Source organism: Streptomyces lateritius, from assembly GCF_014649715.1.
In the GTDB taxonomy this organism is placed as follows: domain Bacteria; phylum Actinomycetota; class Actinomycetes; order Streptomycetales; family Streptomycetaceae; genus Streptomyces; species Streptomyces lateritius.
Window position 1 is genome coordinate 265,510 of the sequence record NZ_BMTO01000001.1, and the last position, 25,039, is coordinate 290,548.

A 25,039-nucleotide genomic window follows, 5' to 3' on the forward strand; every position below is an offset into this window, starting at 1 on the left:
TAGCGGGCGGCGTCCGCGCCGTCCACCAGACGGTGGTCGTAGGACAGCGCGACGTACGTCATGTCGCGGATCGCGATCGTCTCACCCAGGTCCGGGTGGTTGACGACGACCGGACGGCGGACCGTGGCACCGATGCCCAGGATGGCGACCTGGTTCGGCGGCACGATGATCGTGTCGAACAGCGCACCGCGCGAGCCGGTGTTGGAGATCGTGAAGGTCGCGCCGGCGAGGTCGTCCGGCGTGATCTTGCTGGCACGCACGGCGCCCGCGAGCTCCGCGGTCTTCTTGGCGATACCGGCGATGTTCAGGTCGCCCGCACCCTTGATGACCGGGGTCATCAGACCCTTCTCGGAGTCCACGGCGATGCCGATGTTCTCCGAGTCGAAGTACGTGATGGTGCCCTCGTCCTCGTTGATCCGGGCGTTGATGACCGGGTGGGCCTTCAGCGCCTGGGCCGCCGCCTTCACGAAGAACGGCATCGGGGACAGCTTGACGCCCTCACGGGCCGCGAAGGAGTCCTTCGCGGCGGCGCGCAGCTTCATCAGCTTGGTGATGTCGACCTCGACGACCGACGTCAGCTGCGCCTGCGTGTGCAGCGCCTTCATCATGTTGTCGCCGATGACCTTGCGCATGCGGGTCATCTTGACCGTCTGGCCGCGGAGGGGAGAGGTCTCCAGGGCCGGGGCCTTCGCGGCGGCGGCCGGAGCGGCGGCGGCGGGGGCCGGGGCGGCCTTCTTGGCCTCGGCGGCCGCGAGGACGTCCTGCTTACGGATACGGCCGCCGACACCGGTGCCCTTGACGGACGCCAGGTCGATGCCGTTCTCCGAGGCGAGCTTGCGGACCAGCGGGGTCACGTAGGCGCCGTCGTCCGCCGGCTGTGCGGCGGCGGGCGCGGCCGGAGCCGGAGCCTGAGCGGGGGCCGGGGCCGGAGCCGCCGGGGCGGGAGCCGCCGGGGCGGGAGCCGCCGGGGCGGGAGCCGCCGGGGCGGCGGGCGCCGCCGGAGCCGGAGCCGGGGCCTGAGCGGCCGGAGCCGCCGGGGCGGGAGCCGGAGCCGGAGCGGGAGCCGGAGCGGCCGGGGCCTCGGCGGCGGCCGGAGCCGGAGCGGCCGGGGCGGGCGCGGCGGCCGGGGCGGCACCCGCGGCACCGATGACGGCCAGCTTGGCGCCGACCTCGGCGGTCTCGTCCTCGCCGACGACGATCTCGAGCAGGACACCCGAAGCCGGGGCCGGGATCTCGGTGTCGACCTTGTCCGTGGAGACCTCGAGCAGCGGCTCGTCGGCCTCGACGCTCTCGCCGACCGACTTCAGCCAGCGGGTGACGGTGCCCTCGGTGACGGACTCGCCGAGCGCCGGCAGGACGACGTCGGTGCCCTCGGCGGAACCGCCGCCGGACGTGGCCTCGGCCGTGGGGGCCGGAGCCGGGGCCTCGGCCTCGGTGGAGGGGGCGGCCTGCGGCGCGGGGGCCACGGCCTCCTGCTGCGGGGCCGGAGCCTCGGCGGCGGGGGCCTCGGCCTCGGCGGCGGCCGGAGCCGGGGCGGCCTCGGCGGCGCCGCTGCCGTCGTCGATGACCGCCAGCTCGGCGCCGACCTCGACGGTCTCGTCCTCGGCGACCTTGATGGAGGCGAGGACACCCGAGGCGGGGGCGGGGATCTCGGTGTCGACCTTGTCGGTCGAGACCTCGAGCAGCGGCTCGTCGGCCTCGACACGCTCGCCCTCGGCCTTGAGCCAGCGGGTGACGGTGCCCTCGGTGACGCTCTCGCCGAGCGCCGGCAGGGTTACGGAAACCGGCATGGTTTCAGTTGCTCCTAACGAATTGCGGAAAGTGGTCGTCGCGCCCGTTGATGACGTGAGCGTCAGTCGTGGGAGTGGAGGGGCTTGCCGGCCAGAGCCAGGTGAGCCTCGCCGAGCGCCTCGTTCTGCGTCGGGTGGGCGTGGATGAGCTGCGCGACCTCGGCCGGCAGCGCCTCCCAGTTGTAGATCAGCTGCGCTTCGCCGACCTGCTCGCCCATGCGGTCACCGACCATGTGGACGCCGACCACGGCACCGTCCTTGACCTGGACGAGCTTGATCTCGCCCGCGGTCTTGAGGATCTTGCTCTTGCCGTTGCCCGCGAGGTTGTACTTCAGGGCGACGACCTTGTCCGCGCCGTAGATCTCCTTGGCCTTGGCCTCGGTGATACCGACGGAGGCGACCTCGGGGTGGCAGTACGTCACCCGCGGCACGCCGTCGTAGTCGATCGGAACGGTCTTCAGACCGGCCAGCCGCTCCGCCACCAGGATGCCCTCGGCGAAGCCGACGTGCGCGAGCTGCAGGGTCGGGACGAGGTCGCCGACCGCGGAGATCGTCGGCACGTTGGTGCGCATGTACTCGTCGACGAGCACGTAGCCGCGGTCCATCGCGACGCCCTGTTCCTCGTAGCCGAGACCGGCCGAGACCGGGCCGCGGCCGATGGCGACCAGCAGCACCTCGGCCTCGAAGGTCTTGCCGTCGGCCAGGGTGACCTTGACGCCGTTGTCGGTGTACTCGGCGGACTGGAAGAAGGTGCCGAGGTTGAACTTGATGCCGCGCTTGCGGAAGGCGCGCTCAAGAAGCTTGGAGCTGTTCTCGTCCTCGACCGGGACCAGGTGCTTCAGGCCCTCGATCACGGTGACGTCGGTACCGAAGGACTTCCACGCGGAGGCGAACTCGACGCCGATGACACCGCCGCCGAGGATGATCGCCGACTCCGGGACGCGGTCCAGGGTCAGCGCGTGGTCCGAGGAGATGATCCGGTTGCCGTCGATCTCCAGGCCCGGCAGCGACTTCGGTACGGAACCGGTGGCGAGGAGAACGTGACGACCCTCGACGCGACGGCCGTCCACGTCGACGGAGGTCGGGGAGGAGAGGTGGCCGTGGCCCTCGATGTATGTCACCTTGCGAGAGGCGACCAGACCCTGCAGACCCTTGTAGAGGCCCGAGATCACATCGTCCTTGTACTTGTGGACGGCCTTGATGTCGATGCCCTCGAAAGAGGCCTTGACACCGAACTGCTCCGCCTCGCGGGCCTGGTCGGCGATCTCGCCGGCGTGGAGCAGGGCCTTTGTGGGGATGCAGCCGTTGTGCAGGCAGGTGCCGCCGAGCTTGTTCTTCTCGATCAGTGCGACGTCCAGGCCCAGCTGCGCTCCGCGCAGCGCCGCGGCGTAACCGCCGCTACCGCCGCCGAGGATCACTAGGTCGAAAACGGTGCTGGCGTCGTTCGCCACGTCACGTCCTCCATGCATGTGCGCCGGTCGCCGGTCGATGACCGGGCGGCGGCTGGTGTTCGGCCGCTTTTATGTCGGCCCTGTGGTGGGGGCCCTGTCCTGCCGAGAACCCATCTTCGCACTTGTTGCCGGAAGGCGGGACGCGGGGCCGGTCAGTGAGACCGGCTGATCGCCCGTACGGACAGGTGACCGGCCCGTACGAACGTACGGGTTTCGTTGAGGGCGCAACGGCCCCGGGTCCGAGGACCCGAGGCCGGCGCGCACGAGGGCGAGCGGACCCAAGGGGCGCGACGCTGTCGAAAGGACGAGCACGGCCGACCGTCGACAGCGGCGTCAGCGCCCCGGAGGTGAGCCGAGCCCCAGAAAATCAGACCTCGCCGGCGGCGGTGCGCTCCGCCAGCTTCAGGAGGGTGCGGATCGAGGATCCTGTACCGCCCTTGGGGGTGTAGCCGAACGGGCCGCCCTCGTTGAAGGCCGGGCCCGCGATGTCCAGGTGGGCCCAGGTGATGCCCTCGCCGACGAACTCCTTCAGGAACAGGCCGGCGACGAGGCCGCCGCCCATGCGCTCGCCCATGTTGGCCATGTCGGCGGTCGGGGACTCCATGCCCTTGCGCAGCTCCGCCGGGAGCGGCATCGGCCAGGACTGCTCGCCGACCTCCTCGGCGATCTCGTGGATCGCGGTGCGGTAGTCGTCGTCGTTGGCCATGATCCCGAAGGTCCGGTTGCCGAGCGCCAGGACCATCGCGCCGGTCAGGGTCGCCACGTCGACGATCGCGTCCGGGTGCTCTTCCGATGCCCGGGTCAGCGCGTCGGCGAGCACGAGCCGGCCCTCGGCGTCGGTGTTGAGAACCTCGACGGTCTTGCCGCTGTACATGCGCAGCACGTCGCCCGGGCGGACGGCCGAGCCGGACGGCATGTTCTCGGCGAGCGCCAGCCAGCCGGTCACGTTGACGGCGACCCCGGTCCTGGCGGCGGCGACGACGGCGGCGAACACGGCGGCGGCGCCGCTCATGTCGCACTTCATCGTCTCGTTGTGGCCGGCCGGCTTCAGCGAGATGCCGCCCGAGTCGTAGGTGATGCCCTTGCCGACCAGGGCGAGCGTCTTCTCCGCCTTGGGGTGGGTGTACGCGATACGGACCAGGCGCGGCGGGTTCTCGGAACCGGCGCCGACGCCGAGGATGCCGCCGTAGCCGCCCTTGGCGAGCGCCTTCTCGTCGAGGATCTGCACCTTGAGGCCGTGCGCCTTGGCCGCCGCCTGCGTCTCGGCGGCGAAGGCGGCCGGGGTGAGGTCGTTCGGCGGCATGTTGATCAGGTCGCGGGCGCGGTTGATCTCCTCGGCGAGCGCCTGGGCGCGCTCGGCACCGGCCTTGTACGCCTTGTCGCGGGGCTTGGCGCCGAGCAGGGCCACCTCGGCCAGCGGCTTCTTCGCGTCCTTGCCGTTCTTGCTTTCCTGGTACGCGGTGAAGGCGTACGCGCCGAGCAGCGCGCCCTCCGCGATCGCCTCGGCGTCCTCGACGGCGGCGACCGGCAGGGCGAACCCGGCCTTCTTGGTGCCGTGCAGGGCGCGGGCGGCGGTACCGGCGGCGCGGCGCAGCGCCTCGGTGCCGTACTCCTCGCCGTCCTCGGGGGCGGCGCCCAGGCCGACGGCCAGGACGACGGGGGCCTTCAGGCCGGCGGGGGCGGGCAGCTTCGTCGCCTCACCCTCGGCACCCGAGGCGCCCAGGGTCTCCAGGACGGCGGCGAGTTTCCCGTCGAACGCCGTGTCCACGGCCTCGGCGCCCGGGGCGACGACGATGCCCTTGCCGGACTTCGCGACGCCGACGACGAGGGCGTCGGCGCGCAGCGTCGCGGCGCCGGCGGTGCTGAGAGTGAGAGCAGTCACGGTGGTGAAATCTCGCTTCCGTTGAGTTCTGTGGCGGTCGAGGGATGGGCCGACCATGCCCGCCGCATCGTATTTCGGCCCTGAGTGCGCGGAGAACGAGCCTACGCTCGCTCCTCACGCTCGCTCACGGCGACGGTGATTCACTCATCCGTGGTGTCTCTTTCACGTTCACCGCGCGAGGCGGCGGCGCTCCTCCACACTCGCCTCATTCACGCGAGTGCGGCACTCCACGCCTTCGCATCATCTCCGCGGGTCCCGCCTGTCCGGGACGGGCCTGCCGAGGGGGACACCACTCGATGGACTCTGCTGGATCCCGCGTGCCGGCGGCCGCCCGCACCGCGGCCCTCGCCGCCGCCGTGCTCCTGGCCACGGTCGTCCCGTCGGCCGTGGCGAGCGGCGCCGAACCCGCCCCGCGGAGCGATCTGACCGTCCTCGTCGTCGACGACGGCGGCAGCGCGGTCGAGGCGATCACCTCCGAACTGCGCTCCACGGGCGTGCCGTACCGCAGGATCGACCTGAACGAAACGGGACGCCCGGTCATCGACGCCGCCTTCCTCGCCGGCCCCTCCGACGGCACGACCGGCCGCCCCCGCGCCAGGTACCAGGGCGTGGTCCTGCCCCACGAGAGCGCCTTCGGGCCCGACTCGGCCGAGCAGGCCGCGCTCGTCGCGTACGAGAAGACGTTCGGGATCCCGCAGGTCGACGCCTTCACCTGGGCCCACCCCGGCGTCGGCCTCGACCACACCAGCGAGGGCGGCTACGCGGGCCCTCTCGACGGCGCCACCGCCTTCGTCACCGCCGCCGGCAGGGCGGGCCCCTTCCGCCACCTCGACGGGCCGCTGACCTTCGAGGACGACGACCCGGCGATCTCCGAGAGTTACGGCTACGCGGGACGCCCCCGTGAAGGCTTCACCAGCTACCTCGACGTGGCCGCCGCGGACGGCGGACGGGCCGGCCTGATCGGCGAGTACGCCCACGACGGGCGCCGTGAACTGGTCGTCACCTTCGCCTACAACCAGTACCAGCGTCAGTTCGGGGTGCTCGTCCGCGGCATCGTCGATTGGCTCACCCAGGGCACCCGCCTCGACTTCGCGCTCGACGAACAGTGCGCCCGGTACGACGAGTACGAGCTGCTGACGGCGAACCCGGTGCGGGCGAGAGCGAGTTGAGCCGCCCGAGCGCTCAGAGAACGCCCAGGGTCAGGGCCACCAGCGCCACCGTTCCCGCCACTTCCTCCACCGCCCCGAAGACGTCCCCCGTCACCCCGCCGAACCTCCGCACGCAGCGCCGCAGCAGCAGTGCCGCCACCCCGAGGCCCGCCACCGCGGCCAGGGCGTGACGGATCGCGTCGTACGGGGAGAAGAGCGCGCCCGCGACCGCGCACAGGAGCAGGACGCCCCCGGTGACCAGCGCCGCCGGGCGGGGCGGGACCGTGGAGGCGACCATCGCGCCGAGGCCTTCCGGGCGGGCCGCCGGGACGCCGTGACGGGAGGCGTGGGTCAGGGCGAGGCGGGCGACGGTCGCGGCGAGGGCGGCGGCGACCGCGCCGTGTGCCCAGCTCTCCTCGTACAGCCGGTACAGCGCCGCGACCTGGGCGAGCAGGACGAAGAGCAGCACGATGACGCCGAACGGACCGATGTCCGACTGCTTCATGATCCGCAGCGCGTCCTGTGCCGGCTTCGCGCTGCCGAGCCCGTCCGCCGTGTCCGCGAGCCCGTCCAGGTGCAGGCCGCGGGTCATCAGCGCCGGAACCGCCGCCGTGGCCACCGCCGCGAGCAGCGGCCCCGAGCCGAGGAGCAGGAAGACCCCGCCGAGCGCGGCCGAGAACAGGCCCACGACGAGACCCGCGAGCGGGGCCCAGAGCATGCCGGCGCGCGCCGCGTCCCTGTCCCAGCGGGTGATGCGGGCGGGGAGCACGGTGAGGGTGCCGAAGGCGAAACGCAGGCCGTCCATCAGGGCAGGGTATGGCAGCGCTCGTTCTTGTAAATTGCCCATGTTCGCGCAAACCGCGCATACCGGAAGCAGGTGGCATGGGTCACTGGTTCGCCCGAAACATCGTCGAGCCCGGGAAGCTCCCGCTGCTCGTCGCCCTCACCTCCTTCGTCGTGACCTTCCTGGTCACACGGGTGATCACCCGTCTGATCCGGGCCGGCAAGGGGCCGTTCGGCAACGTGTCCACCGGGGGACTCCACATCCATCACGTGGTCCCCGGCGTCGTCCTGACCGTCCTCGGCGGTTTCGGCGCTGTCGCCGCCGGCCGGTACGGCGCCGCCGCCGTCGTCTTCGCTGTGCTCTTCGGGATCGGGGCGGGTCTCGTCCTCGACGAGTTCGCGCTGATCCTCCATCTCGACGACGTGTACTGGAGTGATCAGGGCCGCAAGAGCGTCGAGGTGGTCGTCCTGACCGCCGCCCTGGTGATGCTCGTCCTCGGCGGCTTCTCGCCTCTCGGCGTCAACGACGTCACCGACCAGGAGCGCCAGAACCGCGCCGCCTTCATCGTCACCCTCGTGGTCAACTTCCTCTTCGTCCTCGTCACGCTGGTCAAGGGGAAGTACCGGCTGGCCGTCATCGGGACGCTCCTGCCCTTCGTCGCGATCGTCGGCGCGCTGCGGCTGGCCCGCCCCGGGTCCTGGTGGTCCCGCCGTGCCTACGCCCGCCGCCCCAGGGCCCGCGCCCGGTCCCGGCTGCGGACCTACCGGCACGACCGGCGCTGGGACCGGGTCCGCCGACGGGCTCAGGACCTGATCGGCGGCTTCCAGGAGCGGGTCCCCGGCCGTGGCTCCGACTCTTCCTGACGGCGCTCCCGCCAGGCGACGACCGCGACGAGCACCAGCACGGCCGCGATCGCCGCCAGGTGCTCCTTGCCGGCCAGGTTGTTCTTGACCAGCACCTCCACGACCATCGCGACGACCACGAGCGACCCGGTCCACCAGGCCCGGTGGCGCCAGCAGACGTAGACCGCGAGACCGACCACCGCCGCCGACGGGCCGGTGTCGACGACCCGCGCGTCCGAGGCCGGGAGCCCCAGCGGACCGTCCGGCCCCAGCGCGATGCCGACACGCGCGTACAGCGTCCCCGCCAGCGTCGCCAGATAGGCGAGCGCGAGCGTCCGCCACCGCCCCAGACAGATCTCGGCGATCCCGAACACCAGCAGGATCTGCGCCAGCGCGCCCCACACCGGCAGATCCAGCGCCGGCACGAAGAGCGAGAGCGGGGTCCGCAGGAGGGCGAGCCACAACGGGTCCTCGGCCCGTACCGAGCCGATGCTCTGCACGGGCTGATAGCCCCAGTCCTGGTTCTGCACGACCTGGAAGAGCGAGGTGAGGCTCACGGCGGCCAGCGTCATGGGGACCGCCCGCCACCCTCTCGCGACGAGCGCCGTCCGTACGGCGGTGTACAGCGACCCCCACTCGCGGTGGGCGAACGCCTGGACGCGGGAGCTCATCGCCTGCCCTCCAGGTGCTTGCGGTGCAACCACTTCGGCAGCCCGGGGGCTTCCAGGAAGCCCTCGGCGCGGCCCGCGGCGAGGCCGATGCGCAACAGGTCGGCGCTCTTCTCGAAGAGCATGAAACGGGGCTCCCAGATCGGTCGGTACTTGGCGTTGGCGCGGTACAGCGACTCGATCTGCCACCAGCGGGAGAAGAAGCTGAGCAGTGAACGCCACAGGCGCAGCACCGGTCCCGCCCCGAGCTTCGAGCCACGTTCGAAGACGGAGCGGAACATCGCGAAGTTCAGTGAGACCTGCGTGACGCCGATCTCGTCGGCGCGCTGGAGGAGTTCGATGACCATGAACTCCATCAGGCCGTTCTCGGAGTCCCGGTCACGGCGCATCAGGTCCAGCGAGAGCCCCTTCGGACCCCAGGGGACGAAGGAGAGCAGCGCCCGCAGCGCCCCGCTGCCGTCGGTGCACTCCAGCATCACGCAGTGGCCGTCGCGGGGGTCGCCGAGCCGCCCGAGCGCCATCGAGAAGCCCCGCTCGGTGGCCCCGTCGCGCCAGTCGTCGGCCTTGCGGAGCAGTTCGTCCATCTCCTCGGCCGGGATGTCCTCGTGGCGCCGGATCCGCACCTCGTACCCGGCCCGCTTGACCCGGTTGTACGCCTGCCGGACCGTGCGCATGGCGCGCCCCTCCAGCGCGAACTCGTCGGTCTCCACGATCGCCTCGTCACCCAGCTCCAGGGCGTCCAGGCCGTGCCGGGCGTAGATCGTGCCGGCCTCCTCGCTCGTGCCCATCACGGCCGGGATCCAGCCGTGCTCGCGGGCCTCGGCCAGCCACGGCTCGATCGCACCGGGCCAGGCCTCCGGGTCACCGATCGGGTCGCCGGAGGCGAGCGAGACCCCGCCCACGACCCGGTAGGCGACGGCGGCCTTCCCGCTGGGGGACCACACCACGCTCTTCTCGCGGCGCAGCGCGAAGTAGCCGAGCGAGTCGCGGTCGCCGTACTTGTCGAGCAGCGCCCGCAGCTTGCCCTCGTCCTCCTCGGTCAGCGGGTCGACGGTCCGGCGGGAGCGGAAGGCGGCGAAGAGCACGGCGATCAGCAGGAGCGTGGACAGGACGTTGATGGTGACGTCGACCCAGCCGGGCGGCGCGATCCCGTCGAGCCGGGAGCCGTCCGAGGCCAGCGTGACCAGCCGCATCACGCCGTACCGCCACCGCTCCAGGAAGGTGGAGGTGCCGGAGGAGGTGTTGGTGACGGTGACCAGGAGCGCGGCGAGCAGCGAGGTGACGAGGAGGCCGCCGACGGCGACCGCGGCGGCGAGCGGCGGGTTGGAGCGGTCACCCTTCGCGTAGAACTCCTTGCGGCCGAGCAGCAGCGCGAGGACGAACGCGGCGGTCAGAGCCAGCGAGACCCAGTTCTGGGCGTGCTGCCGGATCTCCGGGAAGATCATCGCGAGGGCGAAGAGCAGCAGGAAGAGCCCGCTGAGCACGATGTTGAGGATCCACGCGGCCCGCTTGCGGCGGCGCATGGTGATGGCCAGGAAGAGCGTGAACACGCCCGAGGCGAACCCCGCGGTCAGCATGTACGGAGTGAAGTAGTCGTCCGTGTTGTGCCGGCGGAGGTCCTGGCCCAGCGAGACCCAGACGGCGCTCAGGAAATTGACGAACGTGACGGCGCGCAGGTACCAGACGGCGAACGCGGCGCTGCGCCGCGACCGGACGGTACCCCCGGGCGCTCCTTCGGCGGACAAACGGACCTCTCCCATGAAAAGCGATCATATGGGGCATCGCTTCTCACGGCGGGGCGCCGGAGACGACCGTCCGCGCGTGGCGGAGGCCGTGTCCGGCGCCGTGATCCGTCTCAGTTCACCTCGTCCGGGGAGCTGTCCGGAATGGTCGGTTCCGGCGTGAGCGGCTGCTCGGGCAGCTGGGTCGGCTCCGGCCGCTCCGGCAGCTCCGCGGCCAGTGCGGCCGCGGCCTGGACGAGGGGAAGCGCGAGCAACGCCCCGGTTCCCTCCCCCACAGTGACGCCGTGGTCGAGCAGCGGGTTGAGCGCCATCCGGTCCAGCGCCTTCGACTGCGCCGGCTCGCCGCTCACCTGGCCCGCGAGCCACCAGTCCGGCGCCCGGAACGCCGCCCGCTGCGCCACCAGCGCGCAGGCCGCCCCCACCACACCGTCCAGGATCACCGGCATCCGCCGCACCGCGCTCTGCAGCAGGAACCCGGTCATCGCCGCCAGATCCGCCCCGCCGACCGCGGCCAGCAGCTCCACCTGGTCACCCAGGACCGGCCGGGCCCGCCGCAGCGCGTCCCGGATCGCCGCGCACTTGCGCATCCACGCCAGATCGTCGATCCCCGCCCCGCCGCGGCCGGTCACCACGGAGGCGTCCGTCCCGCACAGCGCGGCGATCAGCGCACACGCCGGGGTCGTGCCGCCGACGCTCAGATCACCGAGGACGACCAGATCGGTGCCCGAGTCGGCCTCCTCGTCGGCGATCGCCATACCGAGCCGGATCGCCGCCTCGGTCTCCTCGGTGCTGAGCGCGTTCTCGAGGTCGATCCGGCCGCTGCCGCGCCGCACCCGGTGCCGGACCACCTCGGCGGGCAGCAGCTCCGGGTCGCAGTCCAGGCCCGCGTCCACCACGCGCACCGGCACGCTCGCGGCGCGGGCGAGCACGGCCACCGGGCTCGCCCCGTCGAGCACCGAGCGGACCAGCTCGTACGCGGTTCCCGCGGGGCGGCCGGAGACGCCGAGCGAGGCCACCCCGTGGTCACCGGCGAAGAGCACCACCCGCGGCTGTTCGATCGCGTGGACCTTCACCGAACCCTGCGCGGCGGACAGCCACTCGCCCAGCTCGTCGAGCCGTCCGAGCGCGCCGGGCGGAACGATCAGCCGCTCCCGGCGTTCCTCGGCGTCACGCCGTACCCCGCCGTCGGGGCGCTCGATCAGATCGGAGAAGTCGTCCAGGTTCAAGGGTCCGCCTTGTGACGTCATCGGTGGTCGTCCGTGTGCAGGTACGAGGAGTACGTGAGCCACGTGGTCCACGCGGGCCCACGACGTCCCCGTGGTCTCGAACAGTACCGCCCGCCCGCACGGCTCACCGAAGGACCAGAGCCTGCCCGGCCGCCACCAGCAGCACCTGCTCGCACTCGTCCCCGAACGCCGCGTTCAACCGCCCCAGCTCGTCCCGGAAGCGCCGCCCGGACGCGGTCGCCGGCACGACCCCCGAGCCCACCTCGTTGGTGACGGCGACGATCGTGCGGGAGGTGGTCCGGACCGCCGCCACCAGCTCCGCGGTCCGCTCGCGGAGCGCCTCCCGCCCGCCGTGCGCCCACCGCTCGTCGTCCCAGGCCCCGGCCCGGTCCATCGCGTCCGTCAGCCACAGCGACAGACAGTCGATCAGCAGCGCCGGGCCGTCCTCCTCGAGCAGGGGTACGAGATCGCAGGTCTCGGCCGTACGCCAGGAGCCGGGCCGCCGCTCCCGGTGCAGATGCACCCGCTCCGCCCACTCCGGATCACCCTCCCGGCTCCCGCCCGTCGCCACGTACAGCACCTCCGGGAAGGTCTCCAGGCGCCGCTCGGCCTCCACCGACTTGCCCGAGCGGGCACCGCCCGTCACCAGCGTGCGGCGCGGGACGTCCGGCACCTCGTGGTACTCGCCGACGTACACGGTCGTGCCGTCCGGCACCGCCCGTGCCCCGGCGGCCGCGAGCCGCCGGTCCAGCTCCCGCCCGTTCGGCACGTCGTGGTCCAGATGGACGGCGATGACGTCGGTGGTCGCCCCGACCGCCCCGGTCGCCCGCAGCCGGGCCAGCCCGTCGGGGCGGCCCGTCACGTCCGCGACCACCATGTCGTACGGCCGCAGGTGCTCCTCCGGCAGCCCCGCGACGGCGCCGCCGGGCGGCAGATAGAGGAGCCGTTCACCGTCCAGGGACGTCACCTCGTACCCCGTACCGGGGGAGTCCATCGGCACCGCCCGCACCCGGTGACCGCTGATCAGCGTCAGCTCCCGCCCGTCCGGTACGCGCCCCGCCGCCGGCAGCCCGGCCGGCACCTCGACGGCCGGCCCGTCGTGCGGGTGGGTGAGCAGCACCTGCCGTACGCCCACGAGCGAATGCCCCGACCGGGCGGCGGCCAGCGCGGCGCCCGGGGTCAGGTCGAGCAGCAGCGCCCCGTCCACGAGCAGCGCGGTGGCGGCCCGGGCCCGGGCGCCTCGGGCGGTCGCGCACACGGCGCACGGGCAGTCGGGGCGGGGGAGCCCGAGAGGGGCGCCGGTGCCGAGCAGAGTCAGTTCCACGCACCGATCCTCCCGCGTCACCGCGAGGGGTGCGCGCCCGGCTACGCTGCGGGCAGGAAACCGATCATCCGGTGAGCCCTCAGGAGGCGGTCATGGCATGGACGTGGCGGTTCGAGAAGTCCGACGGCACGGAGGTCCAGCCGGCGGTGGTGCCGGAGGAGTTCCCGACCCAGGGTGACGCCGAATCCTGGATCGGTGAGTACTGGAAGGACCTCCTGGAGGGAGGCGCGGACCAGGTCGTCCTGTCGGAGGACGGCACGAAGATCTACGGCCCGATGCCGCTGAACGCGGAGGCGTAGGGACTGTCCGGGCCGTGGGCACCCGTCCCGCTCGGCGGAACGCCTGTCCACGGCCCACCGGCCCCCGGGGTCACATCTCGCCGAGGGTCACGTCCGCCCTGGCCTCCCGGCCGCCGCGCTCGTACACCACCGTCACCTTGTCCCCGGGCTTCCGCGAGGCCAGCGCCTCCGCCAGGGAGGTGATCGTCGTGATGGGGGTGTCCGCGAGGCGGGTGAGCACGTCCCCCGCCCGGAGCCCCGCCCTCGCCGCCGCCCCGTCCGCCTGGGCCTCGACCACCGCGACCCCGGCCGGTTCGTAGTCGTCGTCGAGGACGGTCCGGCCGACGATGTCCAGGGCCGCCCGGCCCGAGTCGGTGACCCTGCCGTGGCGGATGATCTGATCGGCGACGGTCCGCACCATCGAGGCCGGGATCGCGAAGCCGATCCCGGGTGCCGAGCCGCCCCCCAGCTCCGGGTTGGTGGCCGCCAGCGTGGGGATGCCGATGACCTCGCTGTCCAGGTTGACCAGCGCGCCGCCGCTGTTGCCGGGGTTGATCGGGGCCGACGTCTGGACCATGTTCCCGATGGTCGCGCCCGTACCGCCCCCCGTACGGGGCTCGCTGACCGTGCGGCCGGTCGCCGAGACGATGCCCTGGGTGACGCTGCCGGACAGGCCGAGCGGCGACCCCATCGCGAGGACGATCTGGCCCATGTCGACCTTGGCGGAGTCGCCGAACCGGGCGGGCTTCAGCCCCTCGGGCGGCGAGTCCAGCCTGATCACGGCCAGATCCTGTTCGGGGTAGGCCGCCACCAGCTTCGCCGCGAGGGCCTGCTGGCCCGTGGCGGTCGTGACCCTGAAGGTCTCCTGCCGGCCGACGACGTGAGCGTTGGTGACGACGTGGCCCCGGTCGTCGTAGACGACCCCGGAGCCCAGGCTCTCCCCGGCCTCGATCTGGACGACGGACGGCAGGACGTCCCGGATGACCGCCTGGTAGTCGTCCTGGAGCTCGTTGGCGGCGAGCGGGGCCGCGGCCTGGGTGGAACGCTCCACCCGCCCGGCCGCCCCGGACGTGCAGCCGGCGACCAGTGCCACGGCACAGGCCCCGGCGGCCAAGGGCAGGAGGAGGCGTCGAGATACGTCCATGTCCGGAGTATCGGCCCGCCGGCACACCCCGGCTCGGTGAAGACACCCGATCAGGGCGCGCCCGGCCGGGGCGGGCGACCGCGCCCCGCGGAGATCAGCCCCGGACGCCGCAGAGGTGGAGCAGGGCGGCGATCCTGCGGTACGGATCGGTCCGGCCCGCACGGTCCTCGGCGGCGAGCAGCCGCTCCAGCTCCTCGGCGGCCGGCAGCCCCAGGTCGCCGGGCAGACCGTCGGTGAAGACCCGCACGCCGTACCAGGCGTGCAGCGGCGCAGCGATCCCCGCGAGCGTCGACTCCAGCGCGTCCAGCCGGTCCGCGCGCACCTTGAAACCGGCCGCGTCCATGTACGTGTCCGACTCGAAGGCGGCCAGCGCGCCCGTCCAGTCCCCGGCCAGACCAGGACGCATGGCCAGCGCCTCGGCGTTCCGTACGACCAGGGAGAGCAGACCGCCGGGCGCCAGCATCCGGGCCAGGCCCGCGAGCAGCGCGTCCGGCTCGTCCGCGTACATCAGCACCCCGTGGCAGAGCACGACGTCGAAGCTGCCCGGCAGGAAGTGGACGCCCGTCTCGCGGCCGTCGCCCTCGACCAGCCGGACCCGCTCGCGGATCCCGGCCGGCTCGGTCGCCAGCGACTCACGGGCGGCCTTCAGCAGTTCCGGATCGGCCTCCAGACCGGTCACGGTGTGCCCGGCCCTCGCCAGCCGCAGCGCCTGGGTGCCCTGGCCCATGCCGGCGTCGAGGATCCGCAGCCGCTGCCCCACTGGGTAGCGGCCGGCTATCTGCTCGTCCAGCTGGCGCGCGATCAGCTCCTGGCGGACGGTCTCGCGCACACCGCTGTGCCCGCTCGGCCACGGGGAGACGGCGGGCAGCAGCGGACCGCCGCCGGTGGCGGAGCCGGAGGTGTTCGTGCTCAGGGCCGCTCCCCGCGCTTGACCTGGGGCTTCGGCAGCCGCAGGCGGCGCATCTGGAGCGTACGCATCAGGCCGTAGGCCACGGCGCCCCGCTTCGGCTCGTTCGGGAAGCGCTCGTTCAGCTGCTTCTTCAGACGGAGCCAGATGCCGATCGAGTCGATGACGATCATGACGATCACACCGAGCCAGAGCAGCAGCGAGATGTTCTGCAGCGCGGGAACCCGGATCATCGACAGCACGAGGATCACCACGGCCATCGGCAGGAAGAACTCCGCGATGGCGAAGCGCGAGTCGACGAAGTCGCGCACGAAGCGGCGGACCGGTCCCTTGTCACGGGCCGGGAGGTAACGCTCGTCACCGCTGGCCAGCGCCTCGCGCTGACGCGTGAGGTCCGCACGGCGAGCCTCGCGCTGACGCTTGGCGGCCTCCTTGCGGTCGGTGGGAACCGTGGCGGCACGGCGACGCTGGGTCTGGGCCTCACTCCGCTTCGGGGTCGGGCGGCCCTTGGGGGCCTGGGGGTCGCGGGGCTGCTTGGAGAGGTCCGCCGTCACCATGCCGGTGGGGGCCTTCTCTTCCTTTGAACGGCTACGGAACACAAAACCCAAGGGTACGTGGTGGGGCGCATGGACCCCAGTCCGGCCGGGAACGATCCGCTAACGGACGGCGTCCTGAGGAGAGTACGTAGGGACGACACGCACGGTTTCCCCGAGGTCCATCTACTCCCTGGGCCTGAGAACGGCCGTACGCAGTCGTCCTTGGGGAGGAGCGCATCCCGCCCCGAACAGTGCGGTAATGGAGACAGGGCCCGTACTGTGGATCCTGTTGGAGTGCTTGAGCCGAGTCCGTCAGAAGGGGGCGCGCGAAGCCCATGAGCGGTGTCATGAAGCGTATGGGGATGATCTTCCGCGCGAAGGCAAACAAGGCCCTTGACCGGGCCGAGGATCCGCGCGAGACCCTCGATTACTCCTACCAGAAGCAGCTGGAGCTCCTGCAGAAGGTCCGGCGGGGCGTCGCCGACGTGGCGACCTCGCGCAAGCGGCTCGAACTGCAGCTGAACCAGCTCCAGAGCCAGTCCTCGAAGCTGGAGGACCAGGGCCGCAAGGCGCTGGCGCTCGGCCGCGAGGACCTGGCCCGCGAGGCGCTCTCCCGGCGGGCGGCGCTGCAGCAGCAGGTGAGCGACCTCGAGGTGCAGCACCAGACGCTGCAGGGCGAGGAGGAGAAGCTCACGCTGGCCGCGCAGCGGCTGCAGGCCAAGGTCGACGCCTTCCGTACGAAGAAGGAGACGATCAAGGCGACCTACACGGCGGCGCAGGCGCAGACCCGCATCGCCGAGTCCTTCTCGGGCATCTCGGAGGAGATGAGCGACGTCGGCGTGGCGATCCAGCGCGCCGAGGACAAGACGGCCCAGCTGCAGGCGCGGGCCGGCGCGATCGACGAACTCCTCGCCTCGGGTGCGCTCGACGACCACTCGGGTCTGGCGAAGGACGACATCCAGGCGGAGCTGGACCGGCTGTCCGGCGGTACGGACGTCGAGCTGGAGCTCCAGCGGATGAAGGCGGAGCTGGCCGGGGGCCCCTCGAGCTCGAAGCAGGCGATCGAGGGCGGTACGGGCACCCCGCAGGACCAGCCCCAGCAGTCCTCGCACCCCAGGTTCGACAAGCAGTAAGGACGGCGCGTCATGATCGTACGGATCATGGGGGAGGGCCAGTGGAAGCTGGCGGACAGTCACTTCGCCGAGCTGAACAAACTCGACGACGAGCTGCTGGCCGAGATGGAGTCGGGTGACGGCACGGGCTTCCGCCGCACCCTCTCGGCCCTCCTCGACGCGGTCCGCACCCTCGGCGAACCCCTCCCGGACGACGCCCTGGAGCCCTCCGAGCTGATCCTCCCCGCCCCGGAGGCGACGCTGGAGGAGGTCCGCGCCATGCTCTCCGACGACGGTCTGATCCCGGGCTGACCCAGGTCCTGTCCGCCCCCGGCGTCGCACGACCTCGCGCACACCGACACCGCCGGTGCCCCGCCCCCTTCCCGGGGAGCGGGGCACCGGCGCGTTCCACCCCGTACCGTTGCCGGACGTGACCTCCCTCGACAGCGGGTGTCGCCGCGGCTGGAGCTGGCTGCGGGCCCACCCCCTCGCCTTCGACGCCGGCCTCGCCCTCGCCGTACTGGCCTGCATGGTCACCGGGTCCTTCGCCGACCCGCACGGCAGCCGCACCGGCCCCACCTTCGGCGACCGCACCCCCGACGCCACCAGCGTGGTCCTCATGGTGCTCGGCGCCGCCGCCCTCGTCCTGCGCCGGCGCGAGCCCCTCGTCGTCCTCGGCATCACCGGAGCGGTCACCCTCGTCGAGCTGCTCACCGACGAGACCCCGGCCCCCGTCGCCATGAGCGCCGTCATCGCGCTCTACACCGTCGCCGCCCGCACCGACCGGCCCACCACCTGGCGCGTCGGCCTCGCCACCATGGCCCTCCTGACCGCCGGCGCCATGCTCTTCGGGCCGACACCCTGGTACGCCCAGGAGAATCTGGGGGTCTTCGCCTGGACCGGGATGGCCGCGGCCGCCGGTGACGCCGTCCGCAGCCGCCGCGCCTTCGTCGACGCCATACGGGAGCGGGCCGAGCGGGCCGAGCGGACCCGGGAGGAGGAGGCCCGGCGCCGGGTCGCCGAGGAACGCCTCCGTATCGCCCGCGACCTGCACGACGTCGTCGCCCATCACATCGCGCTGGTCAACGTCCAGGCCGGGGTCGCCGCCCACGTCATGGACAAGCGCCCCGACCAGGCCAAGGAGGCGCTCGCGCACGTCCGGGAGGCCAGCCGCTCCGCCCTCAACGAGCTGCGGGCCACCGTCGGTCTGCTCCGTCAGTCGGGCGACCCCGAGGCGCCCACCGAGCCGGCCCCCGGCCTCGCCGTCCTCGACGAGCTGCTCGCCACCTTCCGCCACGCGGGCCTCCCCGTGGAGCTGGCCCGCGCCGCCGACGACGCCGGGCTGCCCGCGGCCGTCGACCTCGCCGCGTACCGGATCATCCAGGAGGCGCTGACCAACGTGCGGAAGCACGCGGGCCCGGACGCCAAGGCGGAGGTGAGCGTCGTCCGCGTCGGCCGGACGGTCGAGATCACCGTGCTCGACAACGGCACGCCCCCGCCCGCCGCTCCCACCGCGACCGCCGCCGGTGACGACGGCCACGACGGCCACGGCGGTCACGGCCTGATCGGCATGCGGGAGCGCGTCACCGCCCTCGGCGGCACCCTCACCGCGGCACCCCGCTACGGCGGCGGCTTCCGCGTCCAGGCGATACTGCCCGCAACGGCCCGTACGGGGGAGGACACATGACCATCCGGGTGCTGCTCGCCGACGACCAGGCCCTGCTCCGCAGCGCCTTCAAGGTGCTCGTGAACTCCGAACCCGACATGGAGGTCGTCGCGGAGGCCGCCGACGGAGCCGAGGCCGTCTCCCTCGCCCGCTCCGAGCGGGCCGATGTCGTCCTCATGGACATCCGGATGCCCGGTACGGACGGGCTCGCGGCCACCCGCATGATCACCGCGGACCCGGAACTGTCGGCCGTACGGATCGTCATGCTGACCACCTTCGAGGTGGACGAGTACGTCGTGCAGTCGCTGCGTGCCGGCGCCTCGGGCTTCCTCGGAAAAGGGGCGGAACCGGAGGAACTGCTCAACGCCATCCGGATCGCCTCCGCGGGGGAGGCCCTGCTCTCACCCGTGGCGACGAAAGGCCTGATCGCGAAGTTCCTCGCCCAGGGCGGGAGTTCGGACACCGATGGGGACCAGGACGGCCCCGCGTACTCCGAGCGGCTCGGCGCCCTCACCGCCCGCGAACGCGAGGTGCTGGTCCTCGTCGGCGGGGGTCTCTCCAACGACGAGATCGCCGAACGCCTCGAAGTCAGCCCGCTCACCGTCAAGACGCACGTCAACCGGACCATGGCCAAGATCGGCGCCCGCGACCGCGCCCAGCTGGTGGTCACCGCCTACGAGTCGGGACTGGTACGCCCAAGGGTGGAGTGACGAAGGGCTCCGGCGTACTCCAGACGCGGTATGCGCGGCATAAGGATTGGGACCGGGGGGCGAGGATACGGCCCTTCGCATGGCTGATCGTATAAGCGGGCCTTCCTCAACGCCCGCCTGCCGAGCACGCCACAGAAGAGAGACCCCATGTCCTGGCTGTCCAGATTCAGCCTCGCGCAACGGGCCCTGATCGGGCTGATGTCCATCGTCGCCGTCGTCTTCGGGGCGATCGCGATACCGCAGCTGAAGCAGCAGTTGCTGCCCTCGATCGAGCTCCCGATGGTGTCGGTGCTCGCGCAGTACCAGGGCGCGTCCCCCGAGGTGGTCGAGAAGCAGGTCGTCGAACCGCTCGAGAGCACGATCAAGGCCGTCGACGGCATCAAGGGCGTCACCTCCACCGCCTCCGAGGGCAGCGCCGTCATCATGGCCACCTTCGACTACGGCGACGAGGGCACCAAGCAGCTCGTCGCCGACGTGCAGCAGGCCGTGAACCGGGCGCGCGCCACGCTCCCCGACGACGTCGACCCGCAGGTCGTCGCGGGCTCCACCGACGACATCCCGACCGTCGTCCTCGCCGTCACCTCCGACAAGGACCAGCAGGCTCTGGCCGACCAGTTGGAGCGGACCGTCGTCCCGGCCCTCGAGGACATCGACGGAGTCGGCCAGGTCTCCGTCGACGGCGTGCAGGACCTCCAGGTCTCCGTGACCCCCGACGACCGCAAGGTCGCCGCGGCCGGCCTCAGCACCATGAAGCTCGCCGAGGCGATCAGGGCCGGCGGCGGCGCGATGCCGGCCGGTTCCTTCTCCGAGGCCGGCAAGAGCCGTACGGTCCAGGTCGGCGGCGGCTTCACCTCGCTGCGGCAGATCCAGGACCTGCGGATCCCGTCCGCGAAGGGCAAGGCGGTCCGGCTCGGCGACGTGGCGGCCGTGCGGCAGGAGGAGTCCTCGAGGGTCTCCATCACCCGTACCAACGGCAAGCCCAGCCTCGCCGTCATGGCCACCATGGACAACGACGGCAGCGCCGTCGCCATCTCCGACGCCGTCAAGGAGAAGCTGCCCGGCCTGCGCGAGGACCTCGGCGCTGGCGCCGAGCTCACCGTCGTCTCCGACCAGGGCCCGGCCGTCTCCAAGTCGATCTCCGGTCTCACCACCGAGGGCGCGCTCGGCCTCGTCATGGCCGTCCTGGTGATCCTGGTCTTCCTGGCCTCGATCCGCTCGACCCTCGTCACCGCGGTCTCCATCCCGCTCTCGGTCGTCCTGGCCCTGATCGTGCTCTGGACCCGCGACCTCTCGCTCAACATGCTGACGCTCGGCGCCCTGACCATCGCCATCGGCCGCGTCGTCGACGACTCGATCGTGGTCCTGGAGAACATCAAGCGGCACCTCGGCTACGGCGAGGAGCGCCAGTCGGCGATCCTCACGGCCGTACGGGAAGTGTCGGGCGCCGTCACCTCCTCCACCCTGACGACGGTCGCCGTCTTCCTGCCGATCGGTCTGGTCGGCGGCATGGTGGGCGAGCTGTTCGGCTCGTTCAGCCTGACGGTCACCGCCGCCCTGCTCGCCTCCCTCCTCGTCTCGCTCACCGTCGTCCCGGTCCTCTCGTACTGGTTCCTGCGCGCCCCCAAGGGCACCTCGGCGGACCCGGAGGAGGCCCGGCGCGTGGCGGAGGAGAAGGAGAACAAGAGCCGGCTCCAGCGCCTGTACGTCCCCGTCCTGCGCTTCGCGACCCGTCGCCGCCTCACCAGCGTGGCGATCGCGATCGTCGTTCTGGTCGGCACCTTCGGCATGGCCCCGCTCCTGAAGACCAACTTCTTCGACCAGGGCGAGCAGGAGGTCCTCTCCATCAAGCAGGAACTGGCCCCCGGCACCAGCCTCGCCGCCTCCGACGAGGCCGCGAAGAAGGTCGAGCGGGTCCTGGCCGCCACCGACGGCGTGAAGGACTACCAGGTCACGGTCGGCTCCTCGGGCTTCATGGCCGCCTTCGGCGGCGGCACGGGCGCCAACCAGGCGTCGTACCAGGTGACGCTGGAGGACGCGGCGTCCGCCGACAGCACCCGCGACGCCATCGACGAGGCGCTCGGCGAGCTCGACGGCATCGGCGACACGACGATCGCGGCGGGCGACGGCTTCGGCAGCCAGGACCTGAGCGTGGTCGTGAAGGCGTCGGACGCCCACACCCTGAAGAAGGCATCTGAGGCGGTCAAGGCCGAGGTCGCGAAACTCGACGACGTCACGGACGTCCAGAGCGACCTGTCCCAGTCGGTACCGCGGATCTCGGTCAAGGCCACCGCCAGGGCGGCGGACGCCGGCTTCGACGACACCACGCTCGGCATGGCGGTCGCCCAGGCGGTGCGCGGCACCCCGGCGGGCAAGGCGATCCTCGACGACACCGAGCGGAACGTCGTCCTGACCTCGGCGAAGCCGGCCACGACGATGGCCGGGCTGAAGGCGCTGCCGCTCGGCCCGGTCAAGCTCGGCGACATCGCCGAGGTGAAGCTGGTCCCCGGCCCGGTCTCGATGACCCGGATCGACGGCTCGCGCGCGGCGACGATCACGGCCAAGCCGACCGGTGACAACACCGGCGCGGTCAGCGCCGACCTCCAGTCGAAGATCAACGCGCTGGAGCTGCCGGAGGGCGCGACCGCGTCCATCGGCGGTGTCTCCGAGGACCAGTCCGAGGCGTTCGTCAACCTGGGCCTGGCGATGCTCGCGGCGATCGCGATCGTCTTCATGCTGCTCGTGGCGACCTTCAGGTCACTCGTCCAGCCGCTGATCCTGCTGGTCTCGATCCCGTTCGCGGCGACCGGCGCGATCGGCCTGCTGATCGTGACGGGCACGGCGATGGGCGTCCCGGCGATGATCGGCATGCTGATGCTGATCGGCATCGTGGTCACCAACGCCATCGTCCTGATCGACCTGATCAACCAGTACCGTGCCCAGGGCCTGGGCGTCGTCGAAGCGGTCGTCGAGGGCGGCCGGCACCGTCTGCGCCCGATCCTGATGACGGCCCTGGCGACGATCTTCGCGCTGCTGCCGATGGCGCTCGGCATCACCGGCGAGGGCGGCTTCATCGCCCAGCCGCTGGCGGTGGTGGTGATCGGCGGCCTGATCACCTCCACGCTGCTGACGCTGCTGCTCGTCCCGACGCTGTACGCGATGGTCGAACTGCGCAAGGAGCGCCGCGCGAAGAAGAAGGCGGCGAAGAAGGCGAAGCGGGACGGCTCGCCGGGCAACCCCGACCAGCCGGACGTGACCCCCGCGGACGCGACCCTCCTCGACGCCCTGGACATCTGACCCGCACCCCCCGAGCCCGGGGTGGCACCCATGGTGCCGCCCCGGGCCTCCGGCGTCCCGCCGGGCTCTCCGCGTCCCCAGACCCCCGGAGGGGTTCGGGAACGGGCGGGGTGGAGGACGGCTCGCGGTCACGGTCGACGAAGTCACCCCGGCCGTCACCACCGCCGCGACCGCCGCCAGCACCCAGAAGGCCCCCGCCGGCCGAACGCGCCGATGACGGCGCCGCCCGTCGGCGGGGCGACGACCGGCGCGATGCCGCCGAGGGTCATCAGGACCCCGACCAGCCGCGCGGCCGCCGCGTCCTCGGCGACGTCCGCGACGACGGCCCGCCCGATGGCGACCCCGGCCGCCCCGCTGAAGCCGGTCACGAACCGCAGTGCGACCAGCCACCACAGACTGGGCGCCATCGCGCACAGGGCGGTGGCGACCGCGCAGATCACGGCCCCGGCCGGCAGAGGAGCACCCCGGCCGTACCGGTCCGAGAGCGGGCTGAAGACGAGATGGCCCAGGGTCATCCCGACCAGGAAGGGGGTCAGCGCGAGCTGCACCCCCGACGCGTCGGTGCCGGGTACGCCGAAGGGCGCCCCGCAGGACTGCGGGGCGCCCTTCGGTCTCGCGCGAGTTCGCGCGGAGAGGGTTACGGCAGGGCGAGCATCCGCTCCAGTGCCAGCTTCGCGAAGCTCTCGGTCTCCCGGTCGACCTGGATACGGTTGACCAGGTTGCCCTCGGCCAGCGACTCCAGCGCCCACACCAGGTGCGGCAGGTCGATCCGGTTCATCGTCGAGCAGAAGCAGACCGTCTTGTCGAGGAAGACGATCTCCTTGTCCGGGTGCGCGTTGGCCACGCGCCGGACCAGGTTCAGCTCCGTGCCGATCGCCCACTTCGAGCCGGCCGGGGCCGCCTCCAGCGTCTTGATGATGTACTCGGTCGAGCCGACGTAGTCCGCCGCCGCCACGACCTCGTGCTTGCACTCCGGGTGCACGAGCACGTTCACGCCCGGGATCCGCTCCCGGACGTCGTTGACCGAGTCCAGCGAGAACCGGCCGTGCACCGAGCAGTGCCCCCGCCACAGGATCATCTTGGCGGCGCGCAGCTCCTCGACGGTCAGGCCGCCGTTCGGCTTGTGCGGGTTGTAGAGGACGCAGTCCTCCAGCGTCATCCCCATCTCGCGGACGGCGGTGTTGCGGCCCAGGTGCTGGTCGGGCAGGAAGAGCACCTTCTCGCCCTGCTCGAAGGCCCAGTCCAGGGCGCGCTTGGCGTTCGACGAGGTGCAGATCGTGCCGCCGTGCTTGCCGGTGAAGGCCTTGATGTCGGCCGAGGAGTTCATGTACGAGACGGGCACGACCTGCTCGGCGATGCCGGCCTCGGTCAGCACGTCCCAGCACTCGGCGACCTGCTCGGCGGTGGCCATGTCGGCCATCGAGCAGCCCGCCGCCAGGTCGGGCAGGACGACCTTCTGGTCGTCGGTGGTGAGGATGTCGGCCGACTCGGCCATGAAGTGCACGCCGCAGAAGACGATGTACTCGGCCTCCGGACGCGCCGCGGCGTCACGGGCGAGCTTGAAGGAGTCGCCGGTCACGTCGGCGAACTGGATGACCTCGTCGCGCTGGTAGTGGTGGCCGAGGACGAAGACCTTGTCCCCGAGCTTCTCCTTCGCCGCCCGGGCGCGCTCCACCAGGTCCGGGTCGGAGGGCGACGGCAGGTCGCCGGGGCACTCCACGCCGCGCTCGCTCTTCGGGTCGGCCTCGCGGCCGAGCAGCAGCAGGGCGAGCGGCGTCGGCTGAACGTCCAGGGGCTGGGCGGTGGTCACGTCACGCACCCTTTCTTTTCCAATTCAGTGCGGCAGAGCCGCTCCAGCGGAGCCGGTGGTTGCACCGGAGGCTTTCGGTCAGGCTTTTCGTCGAAATGACGCTATCTATCATAACCGCTTCGTGTCAGTTTGACGATGTCCATAGTGTCGATGTGACGAATTCGGGCTCCACGCAGCGGTGCTTGTCCGCGAGCGGGTGTGCGAGCATGAAAGGGACAAGACGTGAAGACGCGGCCTCGCCCGGAATGAATCCCGGGCCCCGCCGGTTGCAACCGTCGGCAAGCAGTCTCCGTACAACCCGGGAGAGAAGCAGATGTCCGTATCGGACGAGAAGACCACTGTCAGCGACGGCATCCTCCTGTCTGACGCCGCCGCGGCCAAGGTCAAGGCCCTGCTCGACCAGGAAGGCCGCGACGACCTGGCGCTGCGCGTCGCCGTTCAGCCCGGCGGCTGCTCCGGCCTGCGTTACCAGCTCTTCTTCGACGAGCGTTCGCTCGACGGCGACGTCGTCAAGGACTTCGACGGCGTCAAGGTCGTCACCGACCGCATGAGCGCCCCGTACCTCGGCGGCGCCTCCATCGACTTCGTCGACACCATCGAGAAGCAGGGCTTCACGATCGACAACCCGAACGCCACGGGCTCCTGCGCCTGCGGCGACTCGTTCAGCTAAGCACTTCGGCCGAACGGCACGACGAAGGCGGCGGCCCGGGAATCCCGGGCCGCCG

21 protein-coding genes and 1 pseudogene are annotated in these 25,039 nt (G+C 71.9%); 9 read left to right on the forward strand and 13 right to left on the reverse strand.

Annotation, left to right across the window (positions count from 1 at the left end; translation table 11 throughout):
* The 3 genes from IE136_RS01285 to IE136_RS01295 form a co-directional block, all read right to left on the reverse strand.
* Window positions 1–1,790: 2-oxo acid dehydrogenase subunit E2 (locus tag IE136_RS01285; RefSeq protein WP_189599188.1), on the reverse strand; the 1,790-nt coding region annotated here is incomplete at its 3' end.
* Window positions 1,791–1,852: 62 nt separating this feature from the next.
* Entirely contained in the window at window positions 1,853–3,241 is a 1,389-nt protein-coding gene (lpdA, locus tag IE136_RS01290) for a dihydrolipoyl dehydrogenase (RefSeq protein ID WP_158986654.1), read from the reverse strand.
* A 367-nt stretch (window positions 3,242–3,608) separates the two neighbouring features.
* Entirely contained in the window at window positions 3,609–5,123 is a 1,515-nt protein-coding gene (locus IE136_RS01295; RefSeq protein ID WP_158986652.1) for a leucyl aminopeptidase, read from the reverse strand.
* Window positions 5,124–5,419: 296 nt separating this feature from the next.
* On the opposite strand from IE136_RS01295, the pseudogene IE136_RS01300 reads away from it, so the two are divergent.
* Window positions 5,420–6,208 (forward strand): annotated as a pseudogene (locus tag IE136_RS01300) (hypothetical protein); the annotation flags it as partial.
* A 97-nt stretch (window positions 6,209–6,305) separates the two neighbouring features.
* On the opposite strand, the gene cobS reads toward IE136_RS01300, so the two are convergent.
* The gene (gene cobS / locus IE136_RS01305; RefSeq protein ID WP_189599189.1) at window positions 6,306–7,076 is read right to left on the reverse strand and encodes an adenosylcobinamide-GDP ribazoletransferase; all 771 of its coding nucleotides are present in this window, start codon (window positions 7,074–7,076) and stop codon (window positions 6,306–6,308) included.
* A gap of 77 nt (window positions 7,077–7,153) precedes the next feature.
* Here cobS and IE136_RS01310 point away from each other — a divergent pair, with 77 nt between their 5' ends.
* On the forward strand, window positions 7,154–7,918 hold the full coding sequence (locus IE136_RS01310) for a hypothetical protein (RefSeq protein ID WP_158986648.1): 765 nt from the start codon (window positions 7,154–7,156) through the stop codon (window positions 7,916–7,918).
* Here IE136_RS01310 and IE136_RS01315 read toward each other — a convergent pair.
* From IE136_RS01315 to IE136_RS01330, 4 genes are all read right to left on the reverse strand, one after another.
* On the reverse strand, window positions 7,858–8,568 hold the full coding sequence (locus IE136_RS01315; RefSeq protein WP_189599190.1) for a hypothetical protein: 711 nt from the start codon (window positions 8,566–8,568) through the stop codon (window positions 7,858–7,860). The two genes, IE136_RS01310 and IE136_RS01315, sit on opposite strands and share 61 nt — an antisense overlap.
* The gene (locus IE136_RS01320; RefSeq protein WP_189599191.1) at window positions 8,565–10,325 is read right to left on the reverse strand and encodes a phosphatidylglycerol lysyltransferase domain-containing protein; all 1,761 of its coding nucleotides are present in this window, start codon (window positions 10,323–10,325) and stop codon (window positions 8,565–8,567) included. The genes IE136_RS01315 and IE136_RS01320 overlap by 4 nt, the downstream gene beginning before the upstream one ends.
* 95 nt (window positions 10,326–10,420) lie before the next feature.
* Complete coding sequence (gene cobT / locus IE136_RS01325; RefSeq protein WP_158986644.1) at window positions 10,421–11,533, reverse strand: nicotinate-nucleotide--dimethylbenzimidazole phosphoribosyltransferase; 1,113 nt, start codon at window positions 11,531–11,533, stop codon at window positions 10,421–10,423.
* 124 nt (window positions 11,534–11,657) lie between these two features.
* Window positions 11,658–12,857: a bifunctional adenosylcobinamide kinase/adenosylcobinamide-phosphate guanylyltransferase gene (locus IE136_RS01330; RefSeq protein ID WP_189599192.1), complete on the reverse strand. Its 1,200-nt coding sequence runs from the start codon at window positions 12,855–12,857 to the stop codon at window positions 11,658–11,660.
* 92 nt (window positions 12,858–12,949) lie between these two features.
* On the opposite strand from IE136_RS01330, the gene IE136_RS01335 reads away from it, so the two are divergent.
* Window positions 12,950–13,156, forward strand: a complete 207-nt coding sequence (locus IE136_RS01335; RefSeq protein ID WP_158986642.1) for a hypothetical protein — start codon at window positions 12,950–12,952, stop codon at window positions 13,154–13,156.
* Window positions 13,157–13,226: 70 nt separating this feature from the next.
* On the opposite strand, the gene IE136_RS01340 is transcribed toward IE136_RS01335, so the two are convergent.
* The 3 genes from IE136_RS01340 to IE136_RS01350 all read right to left on the reverse strand — a co-directional run bounded on the left by IE136_RS01340 (window position 13,227) and on the right by IE136_RS01350 (window position 15,785).
* Window positions 13,227–14,279 (reverse strand): S1C family serine protease, encoded by a 1,053-nt coding sequence (locus tag IE136_RS01340; protein ID WP_158986640.1) that lies wholly within the window; start codon window positions 14,277–14,279, stop codon window positions 13,227–13,229.
* Window positions 14,280–14,373: 94 nt separating this feature from the next.
* A complete protein-coding gene (locus tag IE136_RS01345) occupies window positions 14,374–15,108 on the reverse strand; it encodes a class I SAM-dependent methyltransferase (RefSeq protein ID WP_158986638.1) in 735 nt (244 codons plus the stop codon).
* Window positions 15,109–15,188: 80 nt separating this feature from the next.
* Window positions 15,189–15,785, reverse strand: a complete 597-nt coding sequence (locus tag IE136_RS01350) for a DUF3043 domain-containing protein (RefSeq protein ID WP_158986636.1) — start codon at window positions 15,783–15,785, stop codon at window positions 15,189–15,191.
* Window positions 15,786–16,057: 272 nt separating this feature from the next.
* Here IE136_RS01350 and IE136_RS01355 point away from each other — a divergent pair, with 272 nt between their 5' ends.
* From IE136_RS01355 to IE136_RS01375, 5 genes are all read left to right on the forward strand, one after another.
* Window positions 16,058–16,855 (forward strand): PspA/IM30 family protein, encoded by a 798-nt coding sequence (locus tag IE136_RS01355; protein ID WP_158986635.1) that lies wholly within the window; start codon window positions 16,058–16,060, stop codon window positions 16,853–16,855.
* Between the two features lie 12 nt (window positions 16,856–16,867).
* Window positions 16,868–17,146, forward strand: a complete 279-nt coding sequence (gene pspAA, locus IE136_RS01360; protein ID WP_158986633.1) for a PspA-associated protein PspAA — start codon at window positions 16,868–16,870, stop codon at window positions 17,144–17,146.
* Between the two features lie 109 nt (window positions 17,147–17,255).
* Complete coding sequence (locus tag IE136_RS01365; protein ID WP_189599336.1) at window positions 17,256–18,521, forward strand: sensor histidine kinase; 1,266 nt, start codon at window positions 17,256–17,258, stop codon at window positions 18,519–18,521.
* Window positions 18,518–19,210, forward strand: coding sequence for a response regulator (locus tag IE136_RS01370; RefSeq protein WP_158986631.1), 693 nt, complete (start codon window positions 18,518–18,520; stop codon window positions 19,208–19,210). Before IE136_RS01365 ends, IE136_RS01370 begins: the two co-directional genes overlap by 4 nt.
* 147 nt (window positions 19,211–19,357) lie before the next feature.
* The gene (locus tag IE136_RS01375) at window positions 19,358–22,504 is read left to right on the forward strand and encodes an efflux RND transporter permease subunit (protein WP_189599193.1); all 3,147 of its coding nucleotides are present in this window, start codon (window positions 19,358–19,360) and stop codon (window positions 22,502–22,504) included.
* Window positions 22,505–22,659: 155 nt separating this feature from the next.
* Here IE136_RS01375 and IE136_RS35295 read toward each other — a convergent pair whose 3' ends face one another.
* Window positions 22,660–23,052: an MFS transporter gene (locus tag IE136_RS35295; RefSeq protein ID WP_229818590.1), complete on the reverse strand. Its 393-nt coding sequence runs from the start codon at window positions 23,050–23,052 to the stop codon at window positions 22,660–22,662.
* An 89-nt stretch (window positions 23,053–23,141) separates the two neighbouring features.
* A complete protein-coding gene (gene nadA / locus IE136_RS01385) occupies window positions 23,142–24,323 on the reverse strand; it encodes a quinolinate synthase NadA (protein ID WP_158986627.1) in 1,182 nt (393 codons plus the stop codon).
* A 304-nt stretch (window positions 24,324–24,627) separates the two neighbouring features.
* Between nadA and IE136_RS01390 the strand changes: the two genes are divergently transcribed.
* On the forward strand, window positions 24,628–24,984 hold the full coding sequence (locus IE136_RS01390) for a HesB/IscA family protein (RefSeq protein WP_018848827.1): 357 nt from the start codon (window positions 24,628–24,630) through the stop codon (window positions 24,982–24,984).
* The last annotated feature ends 55 nt before the right edge of the window (window positions 24,985–25,039 follow it).

Excerpts from the sequence above, each read along its gene's own strand:
- IE136_RS01375 (WP_189599193.1), top strand. The coding sequence starts at position 19,358 with ATGTCCTGGCTGTCCAGATTCAGCCTCGCGCAACGGGCCCTGATCGGG.
- cobS (WP_189599189.1), bottom strand. The coding sequence starts at position 7,076 with ATGGACGGCCTGCGTTTCGCCTTCGGCACCCTCACCGTGCTCCCCGCC.
- IE136_RS01310 (WP_158986648.1), top strand. The coding sequence starts at position 7,154 with ATGGGTCACTGGTTCGCCCGAAACATCGTCGAGCCCGGGAAGCTCCCG.
- pspAA (WP_158986633.1), top strand. The coding sequence starts at position 16,868 with ATGATCGTACGGATCATGGGGGAGGGCCAGTGGAAGCTGGCGGACAGT.
- IE136_RS01370 (WP_158986631.1), top strand. The coding sequence starts at position 18,518 with ATGACCATCCGGGTGCTGCTCGCCGACGACCAGGCCCTGCTCCGCAGC.
- IE136_RS01390 (WP_018848827.1), top strand. The coding sequence starts at position 24,628 with ATGTCCGTATCGGACGAGAAGACCACTGTCAGCGACGGCATCCTCCTG.
- IE136_RS01315 (WP_189599190.1), bottom strand. The coding sequence starts at position 8,568 with ATGAGCTCCCGCGTCCAGGCGTTCGCCCACCGCGAGTGGGGGTCGCTG.
- IE136_RS01355 (WP_158986635.1), top strand. The coding sequence starts at position 16,058 with ATGAGCGGTGTCATGAAGCGTATGGGGATGATCTTCCGCGCGAAGGCA.
- IE136_RS01320 (WP_189599191.1), bottom strand. The coding sequence starts at position 10,325 with ATGGGAGAGGTCCGTTTGTCCGCCGAAGGAGCGCCCGGGGGTACCGTC.
- IE136_RS01340 (WP_158986640.1), bottom strand. The coding sequence starts at position 14,279 with ATGGACGTATCTCGACGCCTCCTCCTGCCCTTGGCCGCCGGGGCCTGT.
- IE136_RS01335 (WP_158986642.1), top strand. The coding sequence starts at position 12,950 with ATGGCATGGACGTGGCGGTTCGAGAAGTCCGACGGCACGGAGGTCCAG.